Origin of the sequence: Flavobacterium cutihirudinis, assembly GCF_003385895.1 — a bacterium.
Classification (GTDB): Bacteria; Bacteroidota; Bacteroidia; order Flavobacteriales; family Flavobacteriaceae; genus Flavobacterium; species Flavobacterium cutihirudinis.
Map to the genome: position 1 here is coordinate 13136 of NZ_QRDQ01000007.1, position 25174 is coordinate 38309.

12 protein-coding genes are annotated in these 25174 nt (G+C 34.4%); 7 read left to right on the forward strand and 5 right to left on the reverse strand.

Going from position 1 to position 25174, the window contains the following annotated elements:
- Position 1: 1 nt before the first annotated feature.
- The 5 genes from BD847_RS00095 to BD847_RS00115 all read right to left on the reverse strand — a co-directional run bounded on the left by BD847_RS00095 (position 2) and on the right by BD847_RS00115 (position 5712).
- Entirely contained in the window at positions 2-1132 is a 1131-nt protein-coding gene (locus tag BD847_RS00095; RefSeq protein ID WP_244201529.1) for a general secretion pathway protein, read from the reverse strand.
- A gap of 65 nt (positions 1133-1197) precedes the next feature.
- The gene (locus BD847_RS00100; protein WP_115886252.1) at positions 1198-3381 is read right to left on the reverse strand and encodes a type II secretion system protein GspD; all 2184 of its coding nucleotides are present in this window, start codon (positions 3379-3381) and stop codon (positions 1198-1200) included.
- A 35-nt stretch (positions 3382-3416) separates the two neighbouring features.
- Complete coding sequence (locus BD847_RS00105) at positions 3417-4820, reverse strand: GspE/PulE family protein (protein WP_115886253.1); 1404 nt, start codon at positions 4818-4820, stop codon at positions 3417-3419.
- Between the two features lies 1 nt (position 4821).
- Positions 4822-5229 (reverse strand): general secretion pathway protein, encoded by a 408-nt coding sequence (locus tag BD847_RS00110; RefSeq protein ID WP_244201530.1) that lies wholly within the window; start codon positions 5227-5229, stop codon positions 4822-4824.
- Positions 5230-5301: 72 nt separating this feature from the next.
- A complete protein-coding gene (locus BD847_RS00115; protein ID WP_394336437.1) occupies positions 5302-5712 on the reverse strand; it encodes a type IV pilin protein in 411 nt (136 codons plus the stop codon).
- A 436-nt stretch (positions 5713-6148) separates the two neighbouring features.
- Here BD847_RS00115 and BD847_RS00120 point away from each other — a divergent pair, with 436 nt between their 5' ends.
- From BD847_RS00120 to BD847_RS00155, 7 genes are all read left to right on the forward strand, one after another.
- A complete protein-coding gene (locus BD847_RS00120; protein WP_147298484.1) occupies positions 6149-10102 on the forward strand; it encodes a DUF5977 domain-containing protein in 3954 nt (1317 codons plus the stop codon).
- 134 nt (positions 10103-10236) lie between these two features.
- The gene (locus tag BD847_RS00125; RefSeq protein WP_115886256.1) at positions 10237-14376 is read left to right on the forward strand and encodes a DUF6443 domain-containing protein; all 4140 of its coding nucleotides are present in this window, start codon (positions 10237-10239) and stop codon (positions 14374-14376) included.
- A 7-nt stretch (positions 14377-14383) separates the two neighbouring features.
- Positions 14384-14884: a hypothetical protein gene (locus BD847_RS00130; RefSeq protein WP_115886257.1), complete on the forward strand. Its 501-nt coding sequence runs from the start codon at positions 14384-14386 to the stop codon at positions 14882-14884.
- Between the two features lie 511 nt (positions 14885-15395).
- Positions 15396-15668, forward strand: coding sequence for a hypothetical protein (locus BD847_RS00135; protein WP_244201531.1), 273 nt, complete (start codon positions 15396-15398; stop codon positions 15666-15668).
- Between the two features lie 832 nt (positions 15669-16500).
- Positions 16501-20352 carry a DUF5977 domain-containing protein gene (locus tag BD847_RS00145; protein ID WP_115886259.1) on the forward strand — a complete coding sequence of 1284 codons (3852 nt, stop codon included), beginning with the start codon at positions 16501-16503 and terminating at the stop codon, positions 20350-20352.
- A 134-nt stretch (positions 20353-20486) separates the two neighbouring features.
- A complete protein-coding gene (locus tag BD847_RS20915) occupies positions 20487-24515 on the forward strand; it encodes a DUF6443 domain-containing protein (RefSeq protein WP_244201532.1) in 4029 nt (1342 codons plus the stop codon).
- Positions 24516-25154, forward strand: a complete 639-nt coding sequence (locus tag BD847_RS00155; protein WP_115886260.1) for a hypothetical protein — start codon at positions 24516-24518, stop codon at positions 25152-25154.
- Positions 25155-25174 lie beyond the last annotated feature (20 nt).

Below are 25174 nucleotides of genomic sequence, written 5' to 3' on the forward strand. Positions count from 1 at the left end.
ATTATTTTAAAGCTATTTTAATTGAAAAAGCTGTTTCATTATCTTCATTTTTGCCAAAATATGTTATCAAAACTTTATCAACCCAGTTTATTTTTTCAATACCCTCGACCCATTCTGTAAAGTCTGTATTAGACAAAGTAGTCCCAGAGACAACAATTGTTTTTTCCTGAGCTGTTATTGGTTCATCATTTTTGACTTTTTTCTCCAAGGGATTAAAAGTCATTTCGTTTAATAAAATAGATGATGGAACTTTGTTAGCAATTTCATTAATTATTAAAGAACTTTGCGAAGTTGTTTTTCCAATAATATTTTTAACCTTTTCTTCTTTCTTAACAATTCTTTCTTTCAATTTAGTCACATCTTCCAGCGAAGATTTATTGATTAACAATGTTTCTGAAGTTTCCTGGGCTAATTTATAATAATGAGTAAAAAACATAAAATTAAAAACCAAAATACCAAGCAATATTCCGGTCATTATTTTTAGTCCTTTACTGAAAAAAGCTTTTTGATTATAATTATTATATAAAGTATCACTATACGATATGATAGAACCTGAATTTAGAGTAGAATTCATAATGAGACGCAGAATTCCTGAAAACGCTAATAATTGTCTATTTTCGATCTGAAGGTCATTTATAGAATAAATAATCGCTTCATCTAACTGGCTTGCCGATATAATTTGTTGCTGTTCTTGCCTTACTATTAATTGATTATTTGTGAAAATTTCTTTTTCATTTGTATAATCAATAATGTCGGCAATGGAACAAACACCAAGACTAATTCCGGCAATTACAATTTTTTGATTATTATATATTGAAATTAAGCTATTTATATATGATTTTCTTGTAATTGCAACAATTGATTTTGTTTTGAGTCTCCATATTTCAAAGTAAAATTCATCCCAGTTAGTATTTGGAAAAGCTTTATGAAGTAGTTTTTCATCAGAAGCATCAATGGCAGAAATCTCTTTTTGAATAACCTGATTGGTATTGATTATTAGGACGAAAGGTAATTTATGATCCCATTTTTCGGCAATTATACCTTTGAATGTAATTCTATCTTTTTTAGTAATTACCAGCCCCTCCTTTTCCTTTTCGACTAAAAGCATAGCAACTTTATCTTCATTATTCAAAGTAAAGTGCTCAATGCCAATATGTTTTTTGCCAAGCAGAAAAGAGGTCATAGATGGTAATGCCATTAGTAGATAACAGTAGGTTTAATTAATACGCTTAACTTTTTCTTAGAATCCTCACGCTTTCTTGAACTGAACAACCATTTAATAATTGGTATTCTTGATAATAAAGGTACTCCTGTTCCTGAATCATTTTTTACAGATTCTTCAAGTCCTCCCAAAACAATTAAATCCTGATCTTTTACTCTGATAATAGAAGTAAATTCTCTTGAGTTAATTCCCGGAGGGGCATCTTTATCAACTTTTTGCCCATTAAAACTTGACTGTATTACTTTAATATCCATTGTAATTTGCCCGTTTCCTGAAACCAGTGGCATAATTGTCACGGATAATTCAGCATCAATAGGCTGGTAATTCTTAACTTCTGATGTTTGCGGAATTTGAGAACCATAATAATTTTGATTTGTTACAACATAATAGGTAGTTTCACCAATTGATAAGTAAGCTTTATGGCCGTTAAGAGTTGATAATCTCGGAGATGAACGAACTTTTAAGTTTCCATTTGTTTCCATAGCTTTCAGACTCATATAAAAATTTGGAACTACTTGGCCAATATTTAGAGAACCAAATCCGCTAAAACCATCAATAATTTTGTTAATTGTCGTTGCACCTAAAGTAATGTCGGCATTAGGAAAAACCGTCCCTTTTGTTGTAACAGGTTTATCTCCAATTCCTGCCTGAATGCCGGTTTCAACGGTAGCACTTCGATTTACTTCTAAAAGCATTACTTCAATTAAAATTACCGGAACTGCTTTATCAATATATTGTATAAAAGATTCAAATCGTTCAACATTTGCTGCTGGACCATTTACTAAGAAGCTATTTAATTCTTTATCGATTTTTATATCTAAGTCCTTTTTAATTTCATCGGGAATAATTGCCAGAATAGATTCTGATGGATTATTGCTATTTGAAGAGGCTGAATTGTATGAGTTATTATTGTAATTATTATTTGGATTTTGATAATTAGAATTAGTTCTTGTATCTGATGAGTTAAAAGAATTATAATTAGAATAATTGTTTGTATTATTTAATCTTCCTGCACTTCTACCTTCTTTTGACGGATCGCTTAAAAGTTCTATAGACCGGTGCATTAAGGCAATTGATTTTATGTTTCGAACTATTAATTGGTCTTTTGTTCCAAAATAATAAATAGCACCACTTTTCCTAAAAGTAAAAGAATTTCCTGATGAAGGTGTGATAATTCCGGCAGGATTATTATTGCTAAATTGTTGTGAACTTGTGTTCATAGAAGAATTGTTCTCTGGTTTAGTCTCGAACAATTTTACCAAAAGTGCATCAAAAGTAATATTCTTTGCTTTTACAGTTCCAGTCCCCGCATTCTCTAAAGGAGAGGAGATAAACATGTCAATATCAAGCTCATGCCCTATATCATATATAATACTTGAAATTGGCGTATTTTCGAAATCCACATCAAGAAGTTTTTTATCGGCATCAACCACAGTAAAGAAAAAATTTGATTTTCTTGGTCGTTGCGGTTTATTCTGTCTTATTGCCCCGTTGGGATCTGCAGTTCCTTCTGCTACAAAATTTCCGTCAGCTTTGTCGAAAATGTAAAAATTATCTCTTGATTTAGTAACACTCAAATTATTAGCGAATGCCAACTTATTTAAAGCTGCATCAAAAGGCATATTTTTAATATAAACTGTCAATAATTGATTTTCTAAACCAGGAGCAAAAACTAAATTTTTAGCGCTTTCATCCATAATTTTTCTAAAAACATCATATAATTTATCATCTTTTAAATTTAAAGAAAGTAAATTATTCGATGCATCATAGACCACATCTATGGTTTTTACAGTTGGAGGCTCAACGGGTTTTTCATATGATTTTACAGATAAAATATTTCCAGTAAAATCAATGGTAAGATTATATTCCTTGCAAAGAAAAATAAGCAAATCACCTACGGTAACATCAGAAAAATTATTGACAATATTAACCTGACTTAAATTTGGAGCAACACTAATATTTAATTTATGAACTTGAGAAATTGCCAATAAAAAACTCGACAATGATGCCTCTTTAATGTTAACATTAATTTTTTCATTTAATCCCGGCGCATCTGCAGAAATTGCTTCTATTTGGTTTTTAAGTTGTCCTATTCTATTTTCCTGAGAAAATGAAAAATTAAAGATAAAGATGAAGATTAGGGCAATTATTTTTTTCATGAACTATTTTTCTGTAAGATTTTTATATGTAAATTTTATAAGAGTAGTGAAAAAACTTCATCAACAGAAGTAATCCCCTCTTTAATTAATAACAATGCATTAAGTTTTAATGTGAAAATATTTTTTTCAGTTAAATACGCATCAATATCAAGCTGATTGTTTTTTATTAAACTTGATAATTCACCATCAACAGGCAAAATCTCATAAATAGCTTTTCTACCTGAATACCCTGTATGATAACAATGCTCACATCCTACAGATACATAATGAAAATCTAAATCTTTTGAAGCTGTAGATCCGGATGGAAAGACGGCAGAAGAAATCTCTTCTTTTTTCTTGCAGAAATTACATAGTTGACGAACCAATCGTTGTGCAACACTCATGTTCAAAGTACTGGCTATTAGAAAAGAAGGAATTCCCATATCAATTAATCTTGAAACCGTTGCCCAAGCTGAATTAGTATGTATTGTTGATAAAACCAGGTGTCCAGTTAATGCGGCACGAATTGCCATATTTGCTGTATTTACATCACGAATTTCTCCAACCATAATAATGTCAGGATCCTGCCTTAAAAAGGTCCTCAAAGTTGCTGCAAAATCGAGCCCTATATTTTCTTTTAATTGAACTTGGTTAATTCCTTCCAGTGTATATTCTATAGGGTCTTCAACAGTTAATATATTGGTGTTAGGTACATTTAATTGTTTTAAAGTAGCATATAGAGTTGTTGTTTTACCAGATCCTGTTGGGCCTGATATAAGAACAATTCCGTTTGGTCGCTTTATATTCTCAAGATAAGTTGTTAATTCTTTTTGTGTAAAACCTAGAGAATTAATATCAATATGATTCGTGTCTTTACTCAAAATACGCAATACAACTTTTTCACCATGCAAAGTTGGTAAAATAGAAACGCGTACATCAAAATCCTGATAATCGGTTGCCATGGTTATACGGCCGTCCTGAGGTAAACGTTTTTCTGAAATATCAAGTTGTGCCCTTATTTTAATTTTATTTACTATTACAGGATATTCTTCAACCGAAATATGAAATTGTTCTTTAAGCTTACCATCTAATCGAAAGCGAACTCGGGCATTCTTTTCATACGGTTCAAAATGAATATCACTGCTTCCGATTTCTTTGGCATTCAGAACAATTTTTTCTAAAAAATCTGCCGAATAATGGATCTCTGAAACACTATTGTTATTTGTTTTTCTGTAATTTGTGCTTAAATAACGATTTATGTTTTCTTTTGAATCTGATTGTAGTTCTACTGGAAAACTAAGTAAAATGCCAAGTTCATTTTGCAAGCTTTCAATATCATCAGAATCGGTTTTTAGTAAAACCGTGTTTTGTCTTTTTCCTATAGGAATAATTCTGTAATAATAAGCTTGTTCTGACTTTACAAGCTGTTGAAGCTCTATCTGAATGTCGAATTGTTCCATTTTAAAAGGCGTATAAAAAGGTATCAGTAAGACAAAAAGTAACTGCGTAAATTGCGCCAAAAAAAAGGGACATATAACCTGCTAATGGAACTGTTTGTTTTTCTTCTTTTCTAATGCTTAATATAAAATGAAGAATGAGGGAAAAAACTAACGCAAAAACAAATAAAATAAAAAAAGATAAAATTGAAAAGCTACAGGATATAAAAACAAAAAATAAAATATCACCAATTCCTATAGTATTTTTAAACTCTAAATTTCTATATCTGACATACAAATAACTCACTCCTAAAATAAGAGTAACAAACGTTAAATTAATTCCGGAATTTAAAATGACAACAGTAAACGGCGTATGATATAATTGAATTGTAAACGTCAAAATACCTACTAAAGGATATAAAAACCAAATCACTAAACGATTCTTAAAATCCTGATAAAGTATAATTGCAAAAACAACAATTAATATAGCTTTTAGGTACCACATCTAATCGTTTATCACTTGTTTTGGAACTCCGTTTTGGTCAATTTCCCAAACGTTAAAAACACCATTTCCATTAAAATCGGTAATAGCTGTAGCTTTAACTTTAAATGCGTTATTATCCGATTGGATAATTTCATATACATAGTTAGCACTACCATTATCTTTTGTAGTTTTTGGTGCTTCAAAATCAATTTCTGTGAAATTTGGACTGTACTTAGAATACATGAAATAGTACTGTTTTTCAGCATTATAAATAGCTTTAAGCTGCACTTGTGCCTCTACACTTTTTGCTTTTGTTATTAAAGGCATTAAATTAGGTAAGGCGATTAAAAGCAATATTCCTATGATTGCCAATACAATCAACATTTCCTGAAGATTGAAGGATGGTAGTTTTTTATATGTATTTTTCTTCAAAGTAAAATATAAATTAATTTTTACAAATATATCTTTTTTATTGAAAAAATAAAGAAAAGTTGTACTTAGTAATCTATGTTAATTTCTTTTCAAAAAAAAATCTTTTTTTTTTCTTATGGAAATGAAACACACAGCAAAATATTACGCATCACGTAGAATAAAGATAGTGACCAGGGGTAATAAAGCATATAGTTATCTATTAAAAAGTTATTTATTCCGAAAAAAATAAGATTAAAAAAAAATGATATAATGAGGAAACCCGTAAAAATTTAACAATTGCATACTATATATTTGATTTTAATATTGATCTTATTGTTTAATAAGAAAAAAATTAACTAGTGTTTAATTTTATAAATCGTGTAAGGCTTTTTTAATTTGAAAAGTTTTGGATTATTAAATACACATAATTACTTGCTAAATAAAGTTAAAATCGCATATGAAAAAAGTACATCTACTATTGTTTTTATTTCTACCAACTTTCTTGATAGGACAAATTATTAAACTTCCAGATATTATAAAACCATCACCTCAGGCTGGTGAAATGACGAAATACATTGACTATCCAATGGATTTGTCTTCAGGATTGGCGTCTACAACTATTCCAATATACACCGTTGATTCTGGGAACCTTTCATTTCCAATTACAATTAGTTATCATGGTTCTGGATTTAAACCAAATGATGATGAAAGCGGAGTAATTGGACTTGGGTGGAATTTGAATGCTTTTGGAATTATCAATAGATCTATTAATAAATACCCTGATGAAAATTATTGGAATTTAATGATTCCTTTAAAAGAAAATATTCAAGGCACTTCTACAAGTGTTTTGGTTGAGGATGCTGATGTGCCGCTCTTATCCAGTATCGCTATACACGACAGGGATACCTCTCCCGATATTTTTTCATATAGTTTGCCAAATGGAGAGGGCGGTAAGTTTGTTTATGGAAGAAATACAGTTTTAAGCGAATTTAAAAAAGCGATTTTACTTCCCTATAAACCCATTAAAGTAGTATCTTATCCAATTGATGCAAGTACTTTGGATTATTATGAAATAGTAGACGAAAACGGAACAACTTATCGATTTGGAAAATCTATAGATAATGTTCAAATCGTTAAAGAATATTTTGCGAATGTAAGTAATTCTTCGCAACAAGGATCGGGAATAACTTCTTGGCTATTAACAGAAATAATATCAGCAAATAAGAAAGATGTAATATCATTTGAATATGATGATGTAAAGGGAAAGTTGAATTCTAATTTTATTGAGAAATATAATGTCCAATATAATACAAATGTATCTTTAGGTACTTATCATACTGGGCCAGGAGAGTATCAATGTGTGCAAAATTCAATTCAGGATGGAATAGAGTATAATTGTAATCAGTATACCCAAAAGAAAATAACAAAAATAATATTCAATTCCGGTTATGTGAAGTTCAGTTATAAAAGTAACTTGTATCCGGATCATTTGTTGGATAAAATAGAAGTTTTTAGTAATGGAGCTGTTAATCCGTTGAAAACTTTCAAGTTTAATCAAACAAAATATCAGAATGCATCAACATCAGCGTCAGCTAAATATTGGTATAAACTAGATGAAATCGGTTTTTACGATGCGGGAAATACAAAAGTTAATAAATATAATTTTGAATATAACACTGCTAGTTTTCCTTTTATTGATGTTTCAGGTAATGCCTCTCCAGGATGGTTGGTGAATACATCATCAATTGATTTCTGGGGGTTTTATAATGGAGCAAGCAATAGTAATTTACTACCTAATAACTATATCTGGTCAGGCATGTGGGGTACAAGAAATTTGTTTGGAAATGCCAACAGATCTGGCAATTATCTTTTCGCGCAGCAAGGAGTTTTGAAAAAAATTATTTTCCCTACTGGTGGGGAACGTAGTTTTATTTATGAAGATAATAAAAATTCTAGTGGAGAAATTGTCGGTGGATTGAGAGTAAAATCAATCATAAATAAAACCAATGAAAAAGAAATCAAAAGAACATATAGTTACACAGGAGTTTCAAGAGCTTTAGATGTGTACTATTTTGAAAAGCATTCTATGAATTCCGTGCAGAATCCTATGGGCTGCAATTATAGTACTAATGAATTTATTGCTTCATCTTCGCCTAATGTTGATATAAATATCAATGGCAGACCTATAATTTATTCAAAGGTAGTTGAATACGATGGAGATGCTATACTAAACAACGGAAGAATTGAACACCTATTTGATACCTCTATTCTCCAAATTTATCCCAAACTTTATTTGCGATCACTTTCCCCTCCATATTTTCCATGGAATTATAGTTTCTATTCTAATCCTTTAAGTATATTTTATTATGATGTAATTTTCGGTAATATTTTTGAAAAAGAAACTAATTTTTATAACGTTTCAGGGGACAAAGTCAAGAGCATAATGAAGAGCTACAAACATTCGTTGAAACAAAATTTAAAAGGGTTTTATTGTTCGCCCCTTGTAAATTACAGTTCAAGTGCTAGCAACAGAAAATCCGGTGCTTTTAATTTTTACAATTATGATATCCAACAGTTAAGCCAAAAACTTGATAGTACTGTGACGATTGAATATTCAGGAGCAACAGGAATTAAATCAAAAGAAGAATATGTATACAATGATGATTTATTTGTAACCCAAAAAACAAGTAGCGCCAGTAACGGTAGTATTTCTAACTTTCAATATAAATACCCGAAAGATTTGGCGGCTCAGAGTCCTTATAATCAAATGGTTGTTAAGAATATAATAGCGCCGGTTATCGAAGAAACAAAATCTTTCAAGGAAAATCAGACTCAGCCATTAAAAGTTCTCAGCACCACAAAGAATTTATATAAAGATTGGGGAAATGAGAATATCCTCCCGGAATTTATTCAGTATTCAAAAGGAACAGGTATTTTGGAAAGTCGTATTCAATATTATGGTTATTATGATAATGGCAATGTAAAAGAAATATCGTTAACTGATGGTTCTCATATTGTTTATTTCTGGGGTTATAGCAAAGAACAACCAATAGCAAAGATAGAGAATGCGACCTATTCACAAATTGCGACTGCTTTAGGAGTAACGACTGCTGTATTGGATACTTACAGTGAGACTAATTTGACTACGATAAACAATTTGCGGACCCTTTTAACTAGTGCGATGGTGACAACATATACCTATGTTCCCTTGGTTGGTATAAAAACCATTACAGATCCCAAGGGTTTGGTAACTTATTACGAGTATGACAATTTCAATCGTTTGCAATTTGTAAAGGACCAGAATTCAAATGTGTTGCAAAGATATTGCTATAATTATCTGGGACAACAGACAGACTGCAATATAGGAACCGCTACGGTAACCACTTATAAGAATGTATTTAAGAGCCAGAGTTTTACTAAACAGGCTTGTGCTGCCGGCTCAGTAGGATCATCTGTTGTGTATTCTGTTCCTGCAGGCATTTATTCATCGACTGTTTCGCAAGCAGCTGCAGATGCCCTGGCTTCTGCTGAGATAACGGCCAATGGTCAAAGTTTTGCAAATGCTACAGGGACTTGCAGTACACCGTTGGCCGCTCCGACTGGATTAACCTTTACCAGTGCGACGGCCTCAACGATAAATTTTTCATGGACGGCGGTTCCGGGAGCTACGTCTTACAAAATATATAAAGGTGGAGAGCTTATGGGTTCGGTAACTACCACCACAGGATCATTATCTCAATTAAATGCCTTAACGTCATATTCGGTTCAGGTATCGGCCTCGAACGGCGTTGTAGACAGTGCTCTATGCTCCTCTTTATCTATGAGTACATTGCCGGGTGTTCCGACGGGATTAGTTTTAACCAGTGCCACTGCGTCAACTCTGAATTTTTCATGGACAGCAGTTTCCGGTGTAACTGACTATAAGATCTACCAAAACGGTAATTATATGGGTACTGTGAATACTACATCGGGATCTCTATCAGGATTAGCAGCTTCAACGGCTTATTCCATTCAGGTATTAGCAACCAAAGGCTCGGTAGATGGCGCCCTATGTCTTTCTGTGTCTATGAGTACAACAGCGGCATTAGCAACGGATGCCTGCAGTTTGGTTTTTGACAGGTTATCGGGAAGCTGTACTCTTTATAAAAATAACACATGGTATTTATCAAGATCGACCTCTGGGACATCCACTGGTACTCTAACAGCTGGAGATACGTTTTATGTCGAGATCAATGATGTTATACAACATTCCAGAACTTTAACCATAACAAGTTCAGTGCGAGGCGTCTTAGCCAATATTTATGTTGAATCCAGTACTAATCCTTCGACGCCCACAATAACGCGTTCAGGGACTTTTACAAAAGTAGGCTCTGAAGTGATAACAATACAATGCGCTACACGACAGGACTAATTGATTGATACTTTGACAATGAGTTTTAATGGGGTTTTTGGAGATGCTGGATTATTAAAAAAATAATTTTATTTAGCAATGCAGCACATGTTTTGTAAAAGGCTCCTAAATTAAATATTAATTAATAAGATTTTATGAAAAAATATATATCGATATTGTTATTGTTTGCTGGTTTGTTTACCCGAGCCCAACAGTTCAGCAATGAAAATTTCATTTACACGGAAGTTCCTCAGAGAGCGATTCAGAGTGGCAACTACAATACGCTTTCCAAGATTGATATCCAAAGAAGCATCAATTATTTTGATGGTCTGGGCCGTCCAAAACAGACTGTAGTTATAAATGGCGGTTCCAATAAATTGGACAATAATTTATTGGACTGGAAAAATAACTGGACATTGGGTAGTGGAAGCGTACCTTTTTTTAATGTTAATGGAGGAGCTGTAGAGAATGTTAGAATAGATGGGGTAAATCCGTTTGGAAAGACGGACCGTTTATGGCGTTGTGTCAATGATGCTGCCAGTGATAATGATGGGGGATGGAATACGACGGATATTCCTATTGATAAAACAAAGGCTTATCGATATGCAGTTTGGGTCAAGCGTACTGGTGGTCAAAACGGGATTACCTATCATGGCACAAAAAATGTAGTAAAATTGGATGGTAGCGCTGATAATAATCCATACTTTTGGTATGGCAATCTTCCCGCACTTGACACATGGTATTTAATGGTTGGAATGATTCACCCTTCAACTTATACAGGTGGTGATTCAGGAATAAGTGGCGTTTATGACATGGCAGGGAATAAAGTATCACTACAAGGTCAAGGACAAGGAAAAAGTACTGATTTTAAATGGAGCAGTACTACTGAGAGTGCTTCATTCAGGAGCTATTTATTTTATTCAACCGATGTCAATGTAAGCCAGTATTTTTACAATCCTGTTCTTCAAAAAATGGATGATACTGATCCGAGTACACCAGGACTCGAAGCTTCTATATCAGGACTGATAAAAGGATTTGAATCGGCAGACGTTGTCACCCATGTAGACTATGATGCATTCGGCAGACAGGACAAAGAGTTTCTTCCTTACGCTGCATCCAATACCTCGGGGCTTATACAAGCCAGCCCTCTTACGGCTCTTGCAAGTCTGTATAATACGCCAAAATATGAGAACACAATCAATTATTTCAGCGAGAAAACATTCGAGGCTTCCCCGCTGAACCGCGTGCTGAAACAGGCTGCACCAGGAAACAGCTGGAAAACGGCCGCTTCTTCCGGTCATGAAGTAAAGCTGGAGTATCAGGCCAATGGTGCTACGGAGGTGAAACTGTTTATGGCGGTAAGCGCTGATAATATGTCTACTTTGGGACTTTACCAGCCTTCTATAACACAAACTACCAATTATGGCTTGGGCCAATTATATAAAACAGTAACAAAAGACGAGAACTGGGTATCGGGCCAGGACAGGACAACCGAGGAGTTTAAGGACAAGGAAGGTCGTGTGGTACTAAAGAGAACTTACAACGGCACTCCACACGACACCTATTATGTTTATGATCAGTATGGCAACCTGAGTTATGTACTTCCTCCTTTGGCAAACGGTGCTTTTGACGATACGACCCTCAATAATTTATGTTATCGTTATAAATACGACCATCGCAACCGCTTGGTGGAGAAGAAACTCCCTGGAAAGGAATGGGAATATATAGTTTATGACAAACTGGACAGGCCAATCCTGACCCAGGATGCCAATCAAAGAGCGACTAATAAATGGCTTTTGACCAAGTACGATGCCTTTAGCAGGCCTGTCTATACGGGGGAATATACAAACGCCATCACCCGAAAAGCCCTCCAGGATCTGGCCAACGCAAGCGTGGCTGCTTTGAATGAGCTGCGTCAGGGAGTCACCACAATCGGGGATGCTACGGCTTATTACAGCAATGCTTCTTTTCCTAATTCGGGTTTCAATTTATATACGGTTAACTATTATGATATTTACGGTTTTGATTTGATTGCCCCCCTGCCTTCGGCTGTTGTCTCTTATGGCATTACCCCAATAAGTACAGCAAAAGGGCTTTCTACGGGAAGCAAGGTAAGGGTGTTGGTGTCGGGAGCTGTCAAATGGATAACCAATGTGATTTATTATGATGTAAAGGGCAGACCTGTTTACAATTACAATTACAACGATTATCTGGGGATTACCGGTACTGTAAAGAGCAGTCTTGATTTTACAGGCAAGGTCTTAGAAACAACAAACACACACCTAAGGGCAGGTGTGACCACCACAGTGGTGGATGGTTTTACTTATGACCATGCAGGAAGGCTCCTGGCACAGAAACAGAAAATAAACAGCCAGACAACTGAGATCATCGCCTCGAATACCTATGATGATCTGGGACAGCTTGTGGTTAAATCCGTTGGTGGAAAAACCAGCCAGAACCGTCTGCAGAATATCGATTACAGCTATAATATAAGGGGATGGCTCAAGGGCATCAATGATGTAAATTCAATAGGTACAGATTTGTTTGCCTTTAAGATCAGTTATGATGTTCCTGTTCCCTCTACTGGCGGTATAGGATTATTCAATGGAAACATCAGCCAGACTTTCTGGAGGACAGCCGGCAGTGATACCAGTCTAAGGAACTATAATTATCAGTACGATCCGTTAAACAGGTTGACTTTTGCCACGGATAATGCAGGAAGGTATAACGAGAATCCGACTTATGATAGAAACGGAAATATAAAGGGACTTACCCGAAATGGAAACACAGTTCGTGGTACAGGCACCTTCGGGGCTATTGATAATCTGGTATATATCTATGATACTTCAAGCAACAAACTGATCAAGATGGAAGAGGCCGTGACAACAAGTACCGAAGGATTTAAAAGTGGAAGCACGGCAGCTGTACAATATACTTATGACAGTAACGGCAATATGAAAACCGATCTCAATAAAGGGATAACAACCCCTATAGTCTACAATTACCTGAACCTGCCTACGGATATTACACTTTCTGGCGGTGTGATCAGTTATGTGTATGATGCCACTGGAGTGAAACAGCGCAAAACTGTGGGGACTATCATTACCGATTATGCAAATGGATACCAATACGAGAACAACGACCTGAAATTCTTCCCTCATCCAGAAGGGTATGTGGCCCACAGTTCAGGAATTTTTAGTTATATTTACCAGTACAAAGATCATTTGGGGAATATACGCCTGAGCTATGGCGATGCCAATGATGACGGCAGTGTCACCAATCTGGAGCTTATAGAGGAGAACAACTATTATCCTTTTGGGTTAAAGCAGTATGGTTATAATGAAGGCGTAGCTCTTGGAAAAGGAAACAGTACTGGACAAAAATATAAGTACAATGGGAAAGAGTTCCAAGACGAGAGTGTTGGAGGGAATCAGCTGAATTTGTATGATTATGGAGCACGTAACTATGACCCTGCACTTGGTAGATTTATGAATTTAGACCCAATGGCTGAAGAACGTAATTGGTTATCACCATATAATTATGTACAAAACAATCCTATTCTAAAGATTGACCCTGACGGAATGTTAGATGGTGATTATTATACGAATGATGGTGATTGGTTAGGTAATGACGACGTTGATGATAAAAAAGTACATGTGGTAAATGATGGAGATTACAAACCTATTGGTGGAGGAAAGACAAAAATTTACAAATCTACTGAATTGAAAGGAGTAACAAATGAAATATTACTTGCATTTGCTTCTGTTATTCATGCAGAATCTGGAGGAAGTAAAGATGAATCTTATGCTATTGGTAATGTAACTATGAATTTTATTGATGCAGGAGGCTCAACACAGCTCCCTACCCTAGATGATGTTGTAATGTATGATAATAAATTTGCTCAAGGAGCAACTCAAGATAACTATACATCATTTATGGGCTTAGGAGATAAAAATTCCAAATTTGCCATGGGAGCAGCAATAAATGCTATAGGGAAATCTCAAGGCATTTCTGGATTTAGTGATTATAGTGGGGGGGCTAATAGTTGGGATGGTATTGATTTAATATCTAGTAAATGGGATAATAGTCATAGAAGTTATAGCTGGAGTGAAGGTTCAAAATCATTACTATCAACATATAAAAAAGAAAATAATGGTGGTGTTGATGTTTCTGCATTTACCTATAAAAAATCAGGTTTTCAAATATCAGCAACTAAAATAATTGGTAATACCCTTTACACTAAATTAGCTACTGGTAGAGGAGAAAAAAAACAAAGCGATAAAAGATTTAATTAATAAACTTATGGATATGCTAAAAAAAATAGTAATTGGAGGTGTGTGTATTTTGACTTTTATTAATTGTAAATACAAAGAAGAAAAAAATATCACTCAACAGAATAAAAACGAAATTGTTTTTAAAAGTTGGTTACGAGATACTTTAAATGTGCTTAAAAATCAAGAGAATTTAGATTATAAAAAAGATATATTAGTAAGCTCAGATTCGTTATCACTTGATATTGTGAAAACATTTGATAAAAAAATCAATCCGAAGAACATTGAAAAGATAAAATCTAAAGAATTAATATACGCATTCGATTTACTAGATAGGAGCCATAATATGCCAGAAGAGGAATTTAAATTAAAACTTGTTATTAGCTCCTATTACTCTGTATCGATGGTTGAGCAACTAAAATATGAATATGATAGTGAAATTAAATTATTTGATGTTATTAAAAAAAATAAAATCGAAAAATATAGATTTGTAAAAGGTAATTTTATTGAGAAAAAGATTTCAAGTTATTAAATCCGATAGCATAAACTTTTATAATTTATACTCACAAAGAGAATCAATAAAGCCATTCCATAATTACGGAGTGGCTTTTGATTTTATAGCAATGTTTAGTGTACCAAAAGGTTTAATTTTAAAGGTACATGCTCCTGCTTCCGCTAGATAAGCCATTAAAAAAAAACTAATCCACATTTTTGAATGCTCCCCTCCCTGTATCGGCTATTTCGATGCCAAATACCAAGATTTTTATTGTCAAATTACCTCCCCCGTTACAATTTATGTACCCAACTTCAAATGATACCAGTCGATGTTTCAATCAAAAATTCTGTAAGTTTTGAATCTTCCCAGAACAGTGTTTCATTTTGGAACACTTATTTAATCATCCAAAAAAATATTTTTGAAAAAAAAGTGCCAAAAAGCTACACTTTTGGAGATTCGTTAGTATTTATTGTAAAGATGCTTGACTAACCTCCTTGTATAGAGTTCTTGTATCTACTAAATAACGAGATACTAACAAACCCAAGAAATGAAATATGAGAATTTAAAGAAATTTATTGTAAGCACCAAAGCAAGTAAAAGCACTATGTACAGATTTTACAAAAAGAATGAAGACTTATTCTTGGAAACTAAAATGAATACTGGAAAAAGATTGTTTCCTGTAGACCACACCAGATATTTTGATTCAGAAATCATGTTTGATGAAAATAAAATATTAAGACAGGAAAATCAATCAATGCGAAATCTTATAGACTGTTTAGCAGATAAAGAGAGTTTACAGCATTTTGGTAGATGGATTTGAGTTTCTTCTTTACCTTAGCTTACAAAGCAGACCGCAACAAGGTCAGCTGTTTTTAAGCATATGCACGGACTAGCTGGGGCGAGCATCTTGCTAGTGAGCCAAATCAAATTATAAAAGCCATTCCATATCGGAGTGTTTTTTGTTATTATAACTTATATGATTAATTATCACAGCTTAAACTTAGCACGAATTTGTTCATAAGTAATAGAAATATTGAAAATCAGAATTCCAGACCAATCTCCGCATAAAAGCCAAATATTTTTAACTCTCTTGATATCCTTCGATTGTTATTTTTTTATTCCGGTCGTGTATGTTTTTTTATTTCTTCAATCAAAACAAGTTGATACAGTATTCTTTTGGATGGTTTCCTTTGAATATAAGTTAAGAAATTACTAAACCATATTTATCGTACAATTTTTTTTGTAATTTTTTTTTAAAGAAATCCTATATTTTATTGGACTACTGAAAAAGTTAATTTAAAAATGTGGAAAACCGTAAGGAGATAACTTTTTAACATATTATGTTTGTTTTCAATTATTATTAAAAATAAATCTATAAAATGAATGATAAGTGTAATCTGCTATTTTTTTTCTTTTTTCCTATTTGTTTTACTTCACTTCTTTTCTTTTTGGAGGAAAAATATAAAATTTACTTTTATAGGTTATTTCTTGCTATTTTAAATAAAAGTCTAGTTTGATTTTATTTTTTTGTAAAGATTTTTATTATAGTTATTTATGTAACAATATCTCTACTATGTGACAAAAAAATCAAAAAAAAACTTTAGCGAAACCATTCTGTAAGTTTCTTTTTTTACTACAAATAATAATTTATTATGAGATTTAGAAATACCATAACATTATTTTGTTTTTTATTGTGCTTTGCTGCAAAAGCCCAAAATTCAAATATTTTTCCAGCAAGCCCAAATTCTTCGGCTCTTATGGAGTATATAAATTTACCCGTTAGTCTAGATACTGGTCTCCCTACAATTAATTACCAATTATTTAGTTTAAAAAATAATTCGTTAGAGGTTCCAGTAACTTTATCCTATCATTCGGCTGGTATAAAAGTAAATGAAGTACCGAGTTGGGTAGGAACGGGTTGGAGCTTAAATGCTGGAGGTGCGGTATCAAGAGTAATTGTTGGTATAGCCGACGAGCTTGATAATGGTTTTATAGGAATAAATCAAAAAGGAAAATTGGTTAATCAGACTTGGGATGCAGTATATGTTAGAAATGCAAATAACAAACTTGTTGATACTGAGCCGGACGTGTTTTATTTTAATTTTTTAAATTTTCAAGGAAAGTTTGTATTTAATGCCGATGGTGATATCGTAATGTTGCCACACAATGATTTAAAGATAATTCCTCCAATAGGACCTAAAAAAGTCAATAATTTTTGGACAATAATTGACAATAATGGTACTAAATATAAATTTGGAACTACTATTAGTTCAATTGAGAAAATAGGACAGTTAATAACCTCAGATACTGGAGGAAATGTAACCACATTTACCATTGCACCTCAAATTTCGGCTTGGTATTTATGCGAAATAGAAAGTGCAACTGGCGACAAAATTATATTTGAATATAAGAATGGCAGTGCCTCGTCATTTGATAATAAGTCAGCGGTTAGAAGTATGAAATATTTTCCTGGATATCCTATAATTAATTCAGTAGAATTTAATACGACAACCAGTACGATATCAAACCCTGTCTATTTAGATAAAATAACTGCACCAAATGGCTATATAAAATTTAATTCACCCACTTTAAGAGAAGATTTACTCAATAGCTATAAAATAGATAATATTCAATTAGTAAATAAAAACGCGGCGGTCTTAAAAAAAATTAACTTCAATCATAGTTATTTCTTATCGTCAGGTTGCAGTCTTCCTGAATGTAAACGATTAAGATTGGATGGTGTTTCTCAACAAACAGGTTTAACTATTGAAAATTTATATCAATTTCAATATAATCAAAGTATAAATTTGCCTAGTAGGACATCTCCAGAAATAGACCATTGGGGTTATTATAATCAAAATGGAGAAACTATCTTGAATACAGGAGATATAACTAATAGAGCTCCAAGTTTTGCTGCAACAAAAGCTAATGTGCTCCAGAAAATAATTTACTCTACTGGTGGAGATGTGAGCTTTGATTTTGAATTAAATGATTTTGATGATAATGGAACAAATGCTCTAACAGGTGGTTTAAGAGTAAGTAAAATAACTGAAAATTTTAATTATGGGACACCAGTTATTAAAGAGTATTTATATAAAAAGGGAAATACATCCGTTAGTAGCGGAACCAGTTATTTAAATCCAAAATATTCATCACAGGGCGTTATTATTAGTGATGACAATACTCATAATTGGAATTCATATAAAATGGTTTCTCACTCATTGAGTCAACTATTTGATCTTAATGGTTCAAACGTTAAGTATCAGGAGATAAAAATACAGAATCCCGATAATAGCTCTGAGATTAATTTTTTTACAAACTTTATTTCTAATCCAGATATTAGAAATCAAATCGATTACAAAAGATATATGGCAGATATTAATAATCTGTACGCTGTTTTAAATACAGATCCATTCGAGGAGCCTTTTTCACCTCCCTCTATTACAAATTTTAATGAAAGAGGTTATTTGACAAAAAAAATTTACAAAAATAATTTAGGTCAAACAGTGTATTTGTTAGATAATACTTATAAAAAAGTAATTCCAACCAATCAATATCAATCATTTGGATTTTCTATTTCAAAATTTGCATCAAATACTAGTGGTACTCAACAGGTATTCAATATTGGTAAATATGCATACAAAAATGATATCTATGTTTTGGATACTAAAAAAGAAATAAAATACGACTTAAATAATATTTTAGTTGGAACAGAAACTTTTACACAATATGGATATTCAACTGAGTTTCCAACTTTAAAGACCAGTGAGGTAGTAACAAACAGTGATAATCGAAAACATAAAACTTTATATAAGTACGCATTTGATTTGCTGACAGAGAGTTTTATGCTGACTTTGAAAGAAAAAAATAATATAAGTAATCCAATAATAGAAAGTAGACTTGTCGATGATGTAGAAATTTTCAACAAAAAGTATTTTTTCGATTACTCCAATGGTTATTTAAATAATGGAAGTATGCCATTGCTACGAGAAATAAAAGAGAGTAAGACAAGTAAAGAAAACAATAACATTGTTTTTGAGAAATATGATATTAATGGACATTTATTGCAATTTAGTAAAGCAGACAATGTACATACATCAATTATATGGGGTTATAATTCTGAATTTCCAATAGCAAAACTTGAGAATATAACATATGATGCAATACCAAGTAATCTGATTTCATCAGTTCAATCAGCATCAAATATGATTAATGAAACCAATTTATTAAACGCATTGACAACTTTGCGTTATGACGCTTCATTGACTAATGCTATGGTTACTACTTACACCTATAAACCCTTAGTAGGTGTGAGTTCGATAACAGATCCAAAAGGTTTGGTAACGTATTATGAGTATGACAATTTCAATCGTTTGCAGTTTGTGAAAGACAAAGATTTGAATGTTTTACAAAGATATTGCTATAATTATCTGGGACAGCAGACAGACTGCAATATAGGAACCGCTACGGTAACCACTTATAAGAATGTGTTTAAGAGCCAGACCTTTACTAAACAGGCCTGTTCAGCGGGTTTGACGGGGTCTTCACATGTGTATAGCGTTCCTGCAGGTATTTATTCCTCCACGATATCACAAGCAGATGCAGATGCCAAGGCTTCTGCTGAGATAGCGGCCAATGGCCAGGGTTTTGCAAATACGAATGGAACTTGCAGTACAGCACCAGTCGTGCCAACAGGATTAGCCTTTACCAGTGCGACGGCCTCAACCATAAATTTTTCATGGACAGCGGTTCCAGGAGCTACGTCTTACAAAATATATAAAGGTGGAGAGCTTATGGGTTCGGTAACTACCACCACAGGATCATTATCTCAATTAAATGCCTTAACGTCATATTCGGTTCAGGTATCGGCCTCGAACGGCGTTGTAGACAGTGCTCTATGCTCCTCTTTATCTATGAGTACATTGCCGGGTGTTCCGACGGGATTAGTTTTAACCAGTGCCACTGCGTCAACTCTGAATTTTTCATGGACAGCAGTTTCCGGTGTAACTGACTATAAGATCTACCAAAACGGTAATTATATGGGTACTGTGAATACTACATCGGGATCTCTATCAGGATTAGCAGCTTCAACGGCTTATTCCATTCAGGTATTAGCAACCAAAGGCTCGGTAGATGGCGCCCTATGTCTTTCTGTGTCTATGAGTACAACAGCGGCATTAGCAACGGATGCCTGCAGTTTGGTTTTTGACAGGTTATCGGGAAGCTGTACTCTTTATAAAAATAACACATGGTATTTATCAAGATCGACCTCTGGGACATCCACTGGTACTCTAACAGCTGGAGATACGTTTTATGTCGAGATCAATGATGTTATACAACATTCCAGAACTTTAACCATAACAAGTTCAGTGCGAGGCGTCTTAGCCAATATTTATGTTGAATCCAGTACTAATCCTTCGACGCCCACAATAACGCGTTCAGGGACTTTTACAAAAGTAGGCTCTGAAGTGATAACAATACAATGCGCTACACGACAGGACTAATTGATTGATACTTTGACAATGAGTTTTAATGGGGTTTTTGGAGATGCTGGATTATTAAAAAAATAATTTTATTTAGCAATGCAGCACATGTTTTGTAAAAGGCTCCTAAATTAAATATTAATTAATAAGATTTTATGAAAAAATATATATCGATATTGTTATTGTTTGCTGGTTTGTTTACCCGAGCCCAACAGTTCAGCAATGAAAATTTCATTTACACGGAAGTTCCTCAGAGAGCGATTCAGAGTGGCAACTACAATACGCTTTCCAAGATTGATATCCAAAGAAGCATCAATTATTTTGATGGTCTGGGCCGTCCAAAACAGACTGTAGTTATAAATGGCGGTTCCAATAAATTGGACAATAATTTATTGGACTGGAAAAATAACTGGACATTGGGTAGTGGAAGCGTACCTTTTTTTAATGTTAATGGAGGAGCTGTAGAGAATGTTAGAATAGATGGGGTAAATCCGTTTGGAAAGACGGACCGTTTATGGCGTTGTGTCAATGATGCTGCCAGTGATAATGATGGGGGATGGAATACGACGGATATTCCTATTGATAAAACAAAGGCTTATCGATATGCAGTTTGGGTCAAGCGTACTGGTGGTCAAAACGGGATTACCTATCATGGCACAAAAAATGTAGTAAAATTGGATGGTAGCGCTGATAATAATCCATACTTTTGGTATGGCAATCTTCCCGCACTTGACACATGGTATTTAATGGTTGGAATGATTCACCCTTCAACTTATACAGGTGGTGATTCAGGAATAAGTGGCGTTTATGACATGGCAGGGAATAAAGTATCACTACAAGGTCAAGGACAAGGAAAAAGTACTGATTTTAAATGGAGCAGTACTACTGAGAGTGCTTCATTCAGGAGCTATTTATTTTATTCAACCGATGTCAATGTAAGCCAGTATTTTTACAATCCTGTTCTTCAAAAAATGGATGATACTGATCCGAGTACACCAGGACTCGAAGCTTCTATATCAGGACTGATAAAAGGATTTGAATCGGCAGACGTTGTCACCCATGTAGACTATGATGCATTCGGCAGACAGGACAAAGAGTTTCTTCCTTACGCTGCATCCAATACCTCGGGGCTTATACAAGCCAGCCCTCTTACGGCTCTTGCAAGTCTGTATAATACGCCAAAATATGAGAACACAATCAATTATTTCAGCGAGAAAACATTCGAGGCTTCCCCGCTGAACCGCGTGCTGAAACAGGCTGCACCAGGAAACAGCTGGAAAACGGCCGCTTCTTCCGGTCATGAAGTAAAGCTGGAGTATCAGGCCAATGGTGCTACGGAGGTGAAACTGTTTATGGCGGTAAGCGCTGATAATATGTCTACTTTGGGACTTTACCAGCCTTCTATAACACAAACTACCAATTATGGCTTGGGCCAATTATATAAAACAGTAACAAAAGACGAGAACTGGGTATCGGGCCAGGACAGGACAACCGAGGAGTTTAAGGACAAGGAAGGTCGTGTGGTACTAAAGAGAACTTACAACGGCACTCCACACGACACCTATTATGTTTATGATCAGTATGGCAACCTGAGTTATGTACTTCCTCCTTTGGCAAACGGTGCTTTTGACGATACGACCCTCAATAATTTATGTTATCGTTATAAATACGACCATCGCAACCGCTTGGTGGAGAAGAAACTCCCTGGAAAGGAATGGGAATATATAGTTTATGACAAACTGGACAGGCCAATCCTGACCCAGGATGCCAATCAAAGAGCGACTAATAAATGGCTTTTGACCAAGTACGATGCCTTTAGCAGGCCTGTCTATACGGGGGAATATACAAACGCCATCACCCGAAAAGCCCTCCAGGATCTGGCCAACGCAAGCGTGGCTGCTTTGAATGAGCTGCGTCAGGGAGTCACCACAATCGGGGATGCTACGGCTTATTACAGCAATGCTTCTTTTCCTAATTCGGGTTTCAATTTATATACGGTTAACTATTATGATATTTACGGTTTTGATTTGATTGCCCCCCTGCCTTCGGCTGTTGTCTCTTATGGCATTACCCCAATAAGTACAGCAAAAGGGCTTTCTACGGGAAGCAAGGTAAGGGTGTTGGTGTCGGGAGCTGTCAAATGGATAACCAATGTGATTTATTATGATGTAAAGGGCAGACCTGTTTACAATTACAATTACAACGATTATCTGGGGATTACCGGTACTGTAAAGAGCAGTCTTGATTTTACAGGCAAGGTCTTAGAAACAACAAACACACACCTAAGGGCAGGTGTGACCACCACAGTGGTGGATGGTTTTACTTATGACCATGCAGGAAGGCTCCTGGCACAGAAACAGAAAATAAACAGCCAGACAACTGAGATCATCGCCTCGAATACCTATGATGATCTGGGACAGCTTGTGGTTAAATCCGTTGGTGGAAAAACCAGCCAGAACCGTCTGCAGAATATCGATTACAGCTATAATATAAGGGGATGGCTCAAGGGCATCAATGATGTAAATTCAATAGGTACAGATTTGTTTGCCTTTAAGATCAGTTATGATGTTCCTGTTCCCTCTACTGGCGGTATAGGATTATTCAATGGAAACATCAGCCAGACTTTCTGGAGGACAGCCGGCAGTGATACCAGTCTAAGGAACTATAATTATCAGTACGATCCGTTAAACAGGTTGACTTTTGCCACGGATAATGCAGGAAGGTATAACGAGAATCCGACTTATGATAGAAACGGAAATATAAAGGGACTTACCCGAAATGGAAACACAGTTCGTGGTACAGGCACCTTCGGGGCTATTGATAATCTGGTATATATCTATGATACTTCAAGCAACAAACTGATCAAGATGGAAGAGGCCGTGACAACAAGTACCGAAGGATTTAAAAGTGGAAGCACGGCAGCTGTACAATATACTTATGACAGTAACGGCAATATGAAAACCGATCTCAATAAAGGGATAACAACCCCTATAGTCTACAATTACCTGAACCTGCCTACGGATATTACACTTCCTGGCGGTGTGATCAGTTATGTGTATGATGCCACTGGAGTGAAACAGCGCAAAACTGTGGGGACTATCATTACCGATTATGCAAATGGATACCAATACGAGAACAACGACCTGAAATTCTTCCCTCATCCAGAAGGGTATGTGGCCCACAGTTCAGGAATTTTTAGTTATATTTACCAGTACAAAGATCATTTGGGGAATATACGCCTGAGCTATGGCGATGCCAATGATGACGGCAGTGTCACCAATCTGGAGCTTATAGAGGAGAACAACTATTATCCTTTTGGGTTAAAGCAGTATGGTTATAATGAAGGCGTAGCTCTTGGAAAAGGAAACAGTACTGGACAAAAATATAAATACAACGGCAAAGAGTTCCAAGACGAGAGTGTTGGAGGGAATCAGCTGAATTTGTATGACTATGGAGCACGTAATTATGACCCTGCACTTGGCAGATGGATGAATATTGACCCGCTGGCGGAAAAATCTAGAAGATTTAATCCATATACTTATGCATTGAATAATCCAGTTTACTTTATTGATCCAGATGGGATGATAGCAACTCCTCCTGATTGGTTTGTTAATAATGAAACTGGAGCTGTTGTGCATGTTGAAGGTCAATCAAAACTTACTCAAGCTACTGCGGACAAAATTGGTGCGGGAGATGCAAAAAAATATGACAGGTTAGGTGCTGATGATATGTTTGGTAAACATAATGAAAAAGCAAATAATATTAGAGAACTAGGAGCTAGCGTGGTTGAAAACCCTGAGAAGTTTATGGAAAAACAAGGATATAAAATAGCTGAAAAGGTAGAAATAAAAGAACGAGATATTACTTCAAAGGGGAGTTTCGGAGAAGAAAATATTCCACTTAATGATAATACAGTAACGAAACTTACTGATGTAAAAGTCACATATGCGAAGCCTAATGAATTAAATAAAAAAACAAATTTTTCATCAGAGACTACAACTGGACCCTGGATAGTCACCACTATAAGTACATATACTCTTACAACACCACATGTTAGAGAATCAACATCACCTTCATCATCAAACAAACTAAATTCTATGATTACAAATGTATTAAAAACATTAAGTGGTATTTTAACAGATCATATTCCATATCAATATTATATTGGACGATTTAAAAAATAAATGATGAAAAAAATAATATTAAGATTAGTGATTGTATCATTTATATTTGTTAGTTGCAATGGTCAAGTTGTAACTAAAAAGGATAATGATACCTACAATAACGCAAGAAAAGAGTTTGATCCAATTATAACTTCGCATTTCCCTAAAAATCTAATTAAATATCCATATACTATCGTAAATAATAAAAATATACGCAAAAATGATGTGTGCTTCATGTTGTATAATTATGAGATTGATACTTTAGAAATTGATTCAACAATGAATAAATATAAATTTATTGCGAGTTATGCCTCTACAGATTCATGTATACTAGTGATTAATAAATTTGAAACACAAGATACATATGAAAACAGGAAAGATATTAAAATAGAGGATACACTTTCACTAAATAAAGAATGTTATAAAAATAAATATCCTGTTCCAAATTTTGCAGTTTTTAATCATACAGATGCAGAGGATTTAAAAATTGAAAATAATTTTAAAATCTATGTGATTGATGCAAAACCGGGAAAATACTTTAAAAATTTTGACGTACTACCTAATCCACAAATGCCTTTAAATTGGCAAAACGGCTATTCAAAAGGAATCGCAATTAATAAAAAAAGGAAAATAGTAATATATTGGGGAATAATTTGGTAGTGTTCCTCCCATCCCCGTTC

Excerpts from the sequence above, each read along its gene's own strand:
- BD847_RS00100 (WP_115886252.1), bottom strand. The coding sequence starts at position 3,381 with ATGAAAAAAATAATTGCCCTAATCTTCATCTTTATCTTTAATTTTTCA.
- BD847_RS00105 (WP_115886253.1), bottom strand. The coding sequence starts at position 4,820 with ATGGAACAATTCGACATTCAGATAGAGCTTCAACAGCTTGTAAAGTCA.
- BD847_RS00120 (WP_147298484.1), top strand. The coding sequence starts at position 6,149 with ATGAAAAAAGTACATCTACTATTGTTTTTATTTCTACCAACTTTCTTG.
- BD847_RS00125 (WP_115886256.1), top strand. The coding sequence starts at position 10,237 with ATGAAAAAATATATATCGATATTGTTATTGTTTGCTGGTTTGTTTACC.
- BD847_RS00130 (WP_115886257.1), top strand. The coding sequence starts at position 14,384 with ATGGATATGCTAAAAAAAATAGTAATTGGAGGTGTGTGTATTTTGACT.
- BD847_RS00135 (WP_244201531.1), top strand. The coding sequence starts at position 15,396 with ATGAAATATGAGAATTTAAAGAAATTTATTGTAAGCACCAAAGCAAGT.
- BD847_RS00145 (WP_115886259.1), top strand. The coding sequence starts at position 16,501 with ATGAGATTTAGAAATACCATAACATTATTTTGTTTTTTATTGTGCTTT.
- BD847_RS20915 (WP_244201532.1), top strand. The coding sequence starts at position 20,487 with ATGAAAAAATATATATCGATATTGTTATTGTTTGCTGGTTTGTTTACC.
- BD847_RS00155 (WP_115886260.1), top strand. The coding sequence starts at position 24,516 with ATGATGAAAAAAATAATATTAAGATTAGTGATTGTATCATTTATATTT.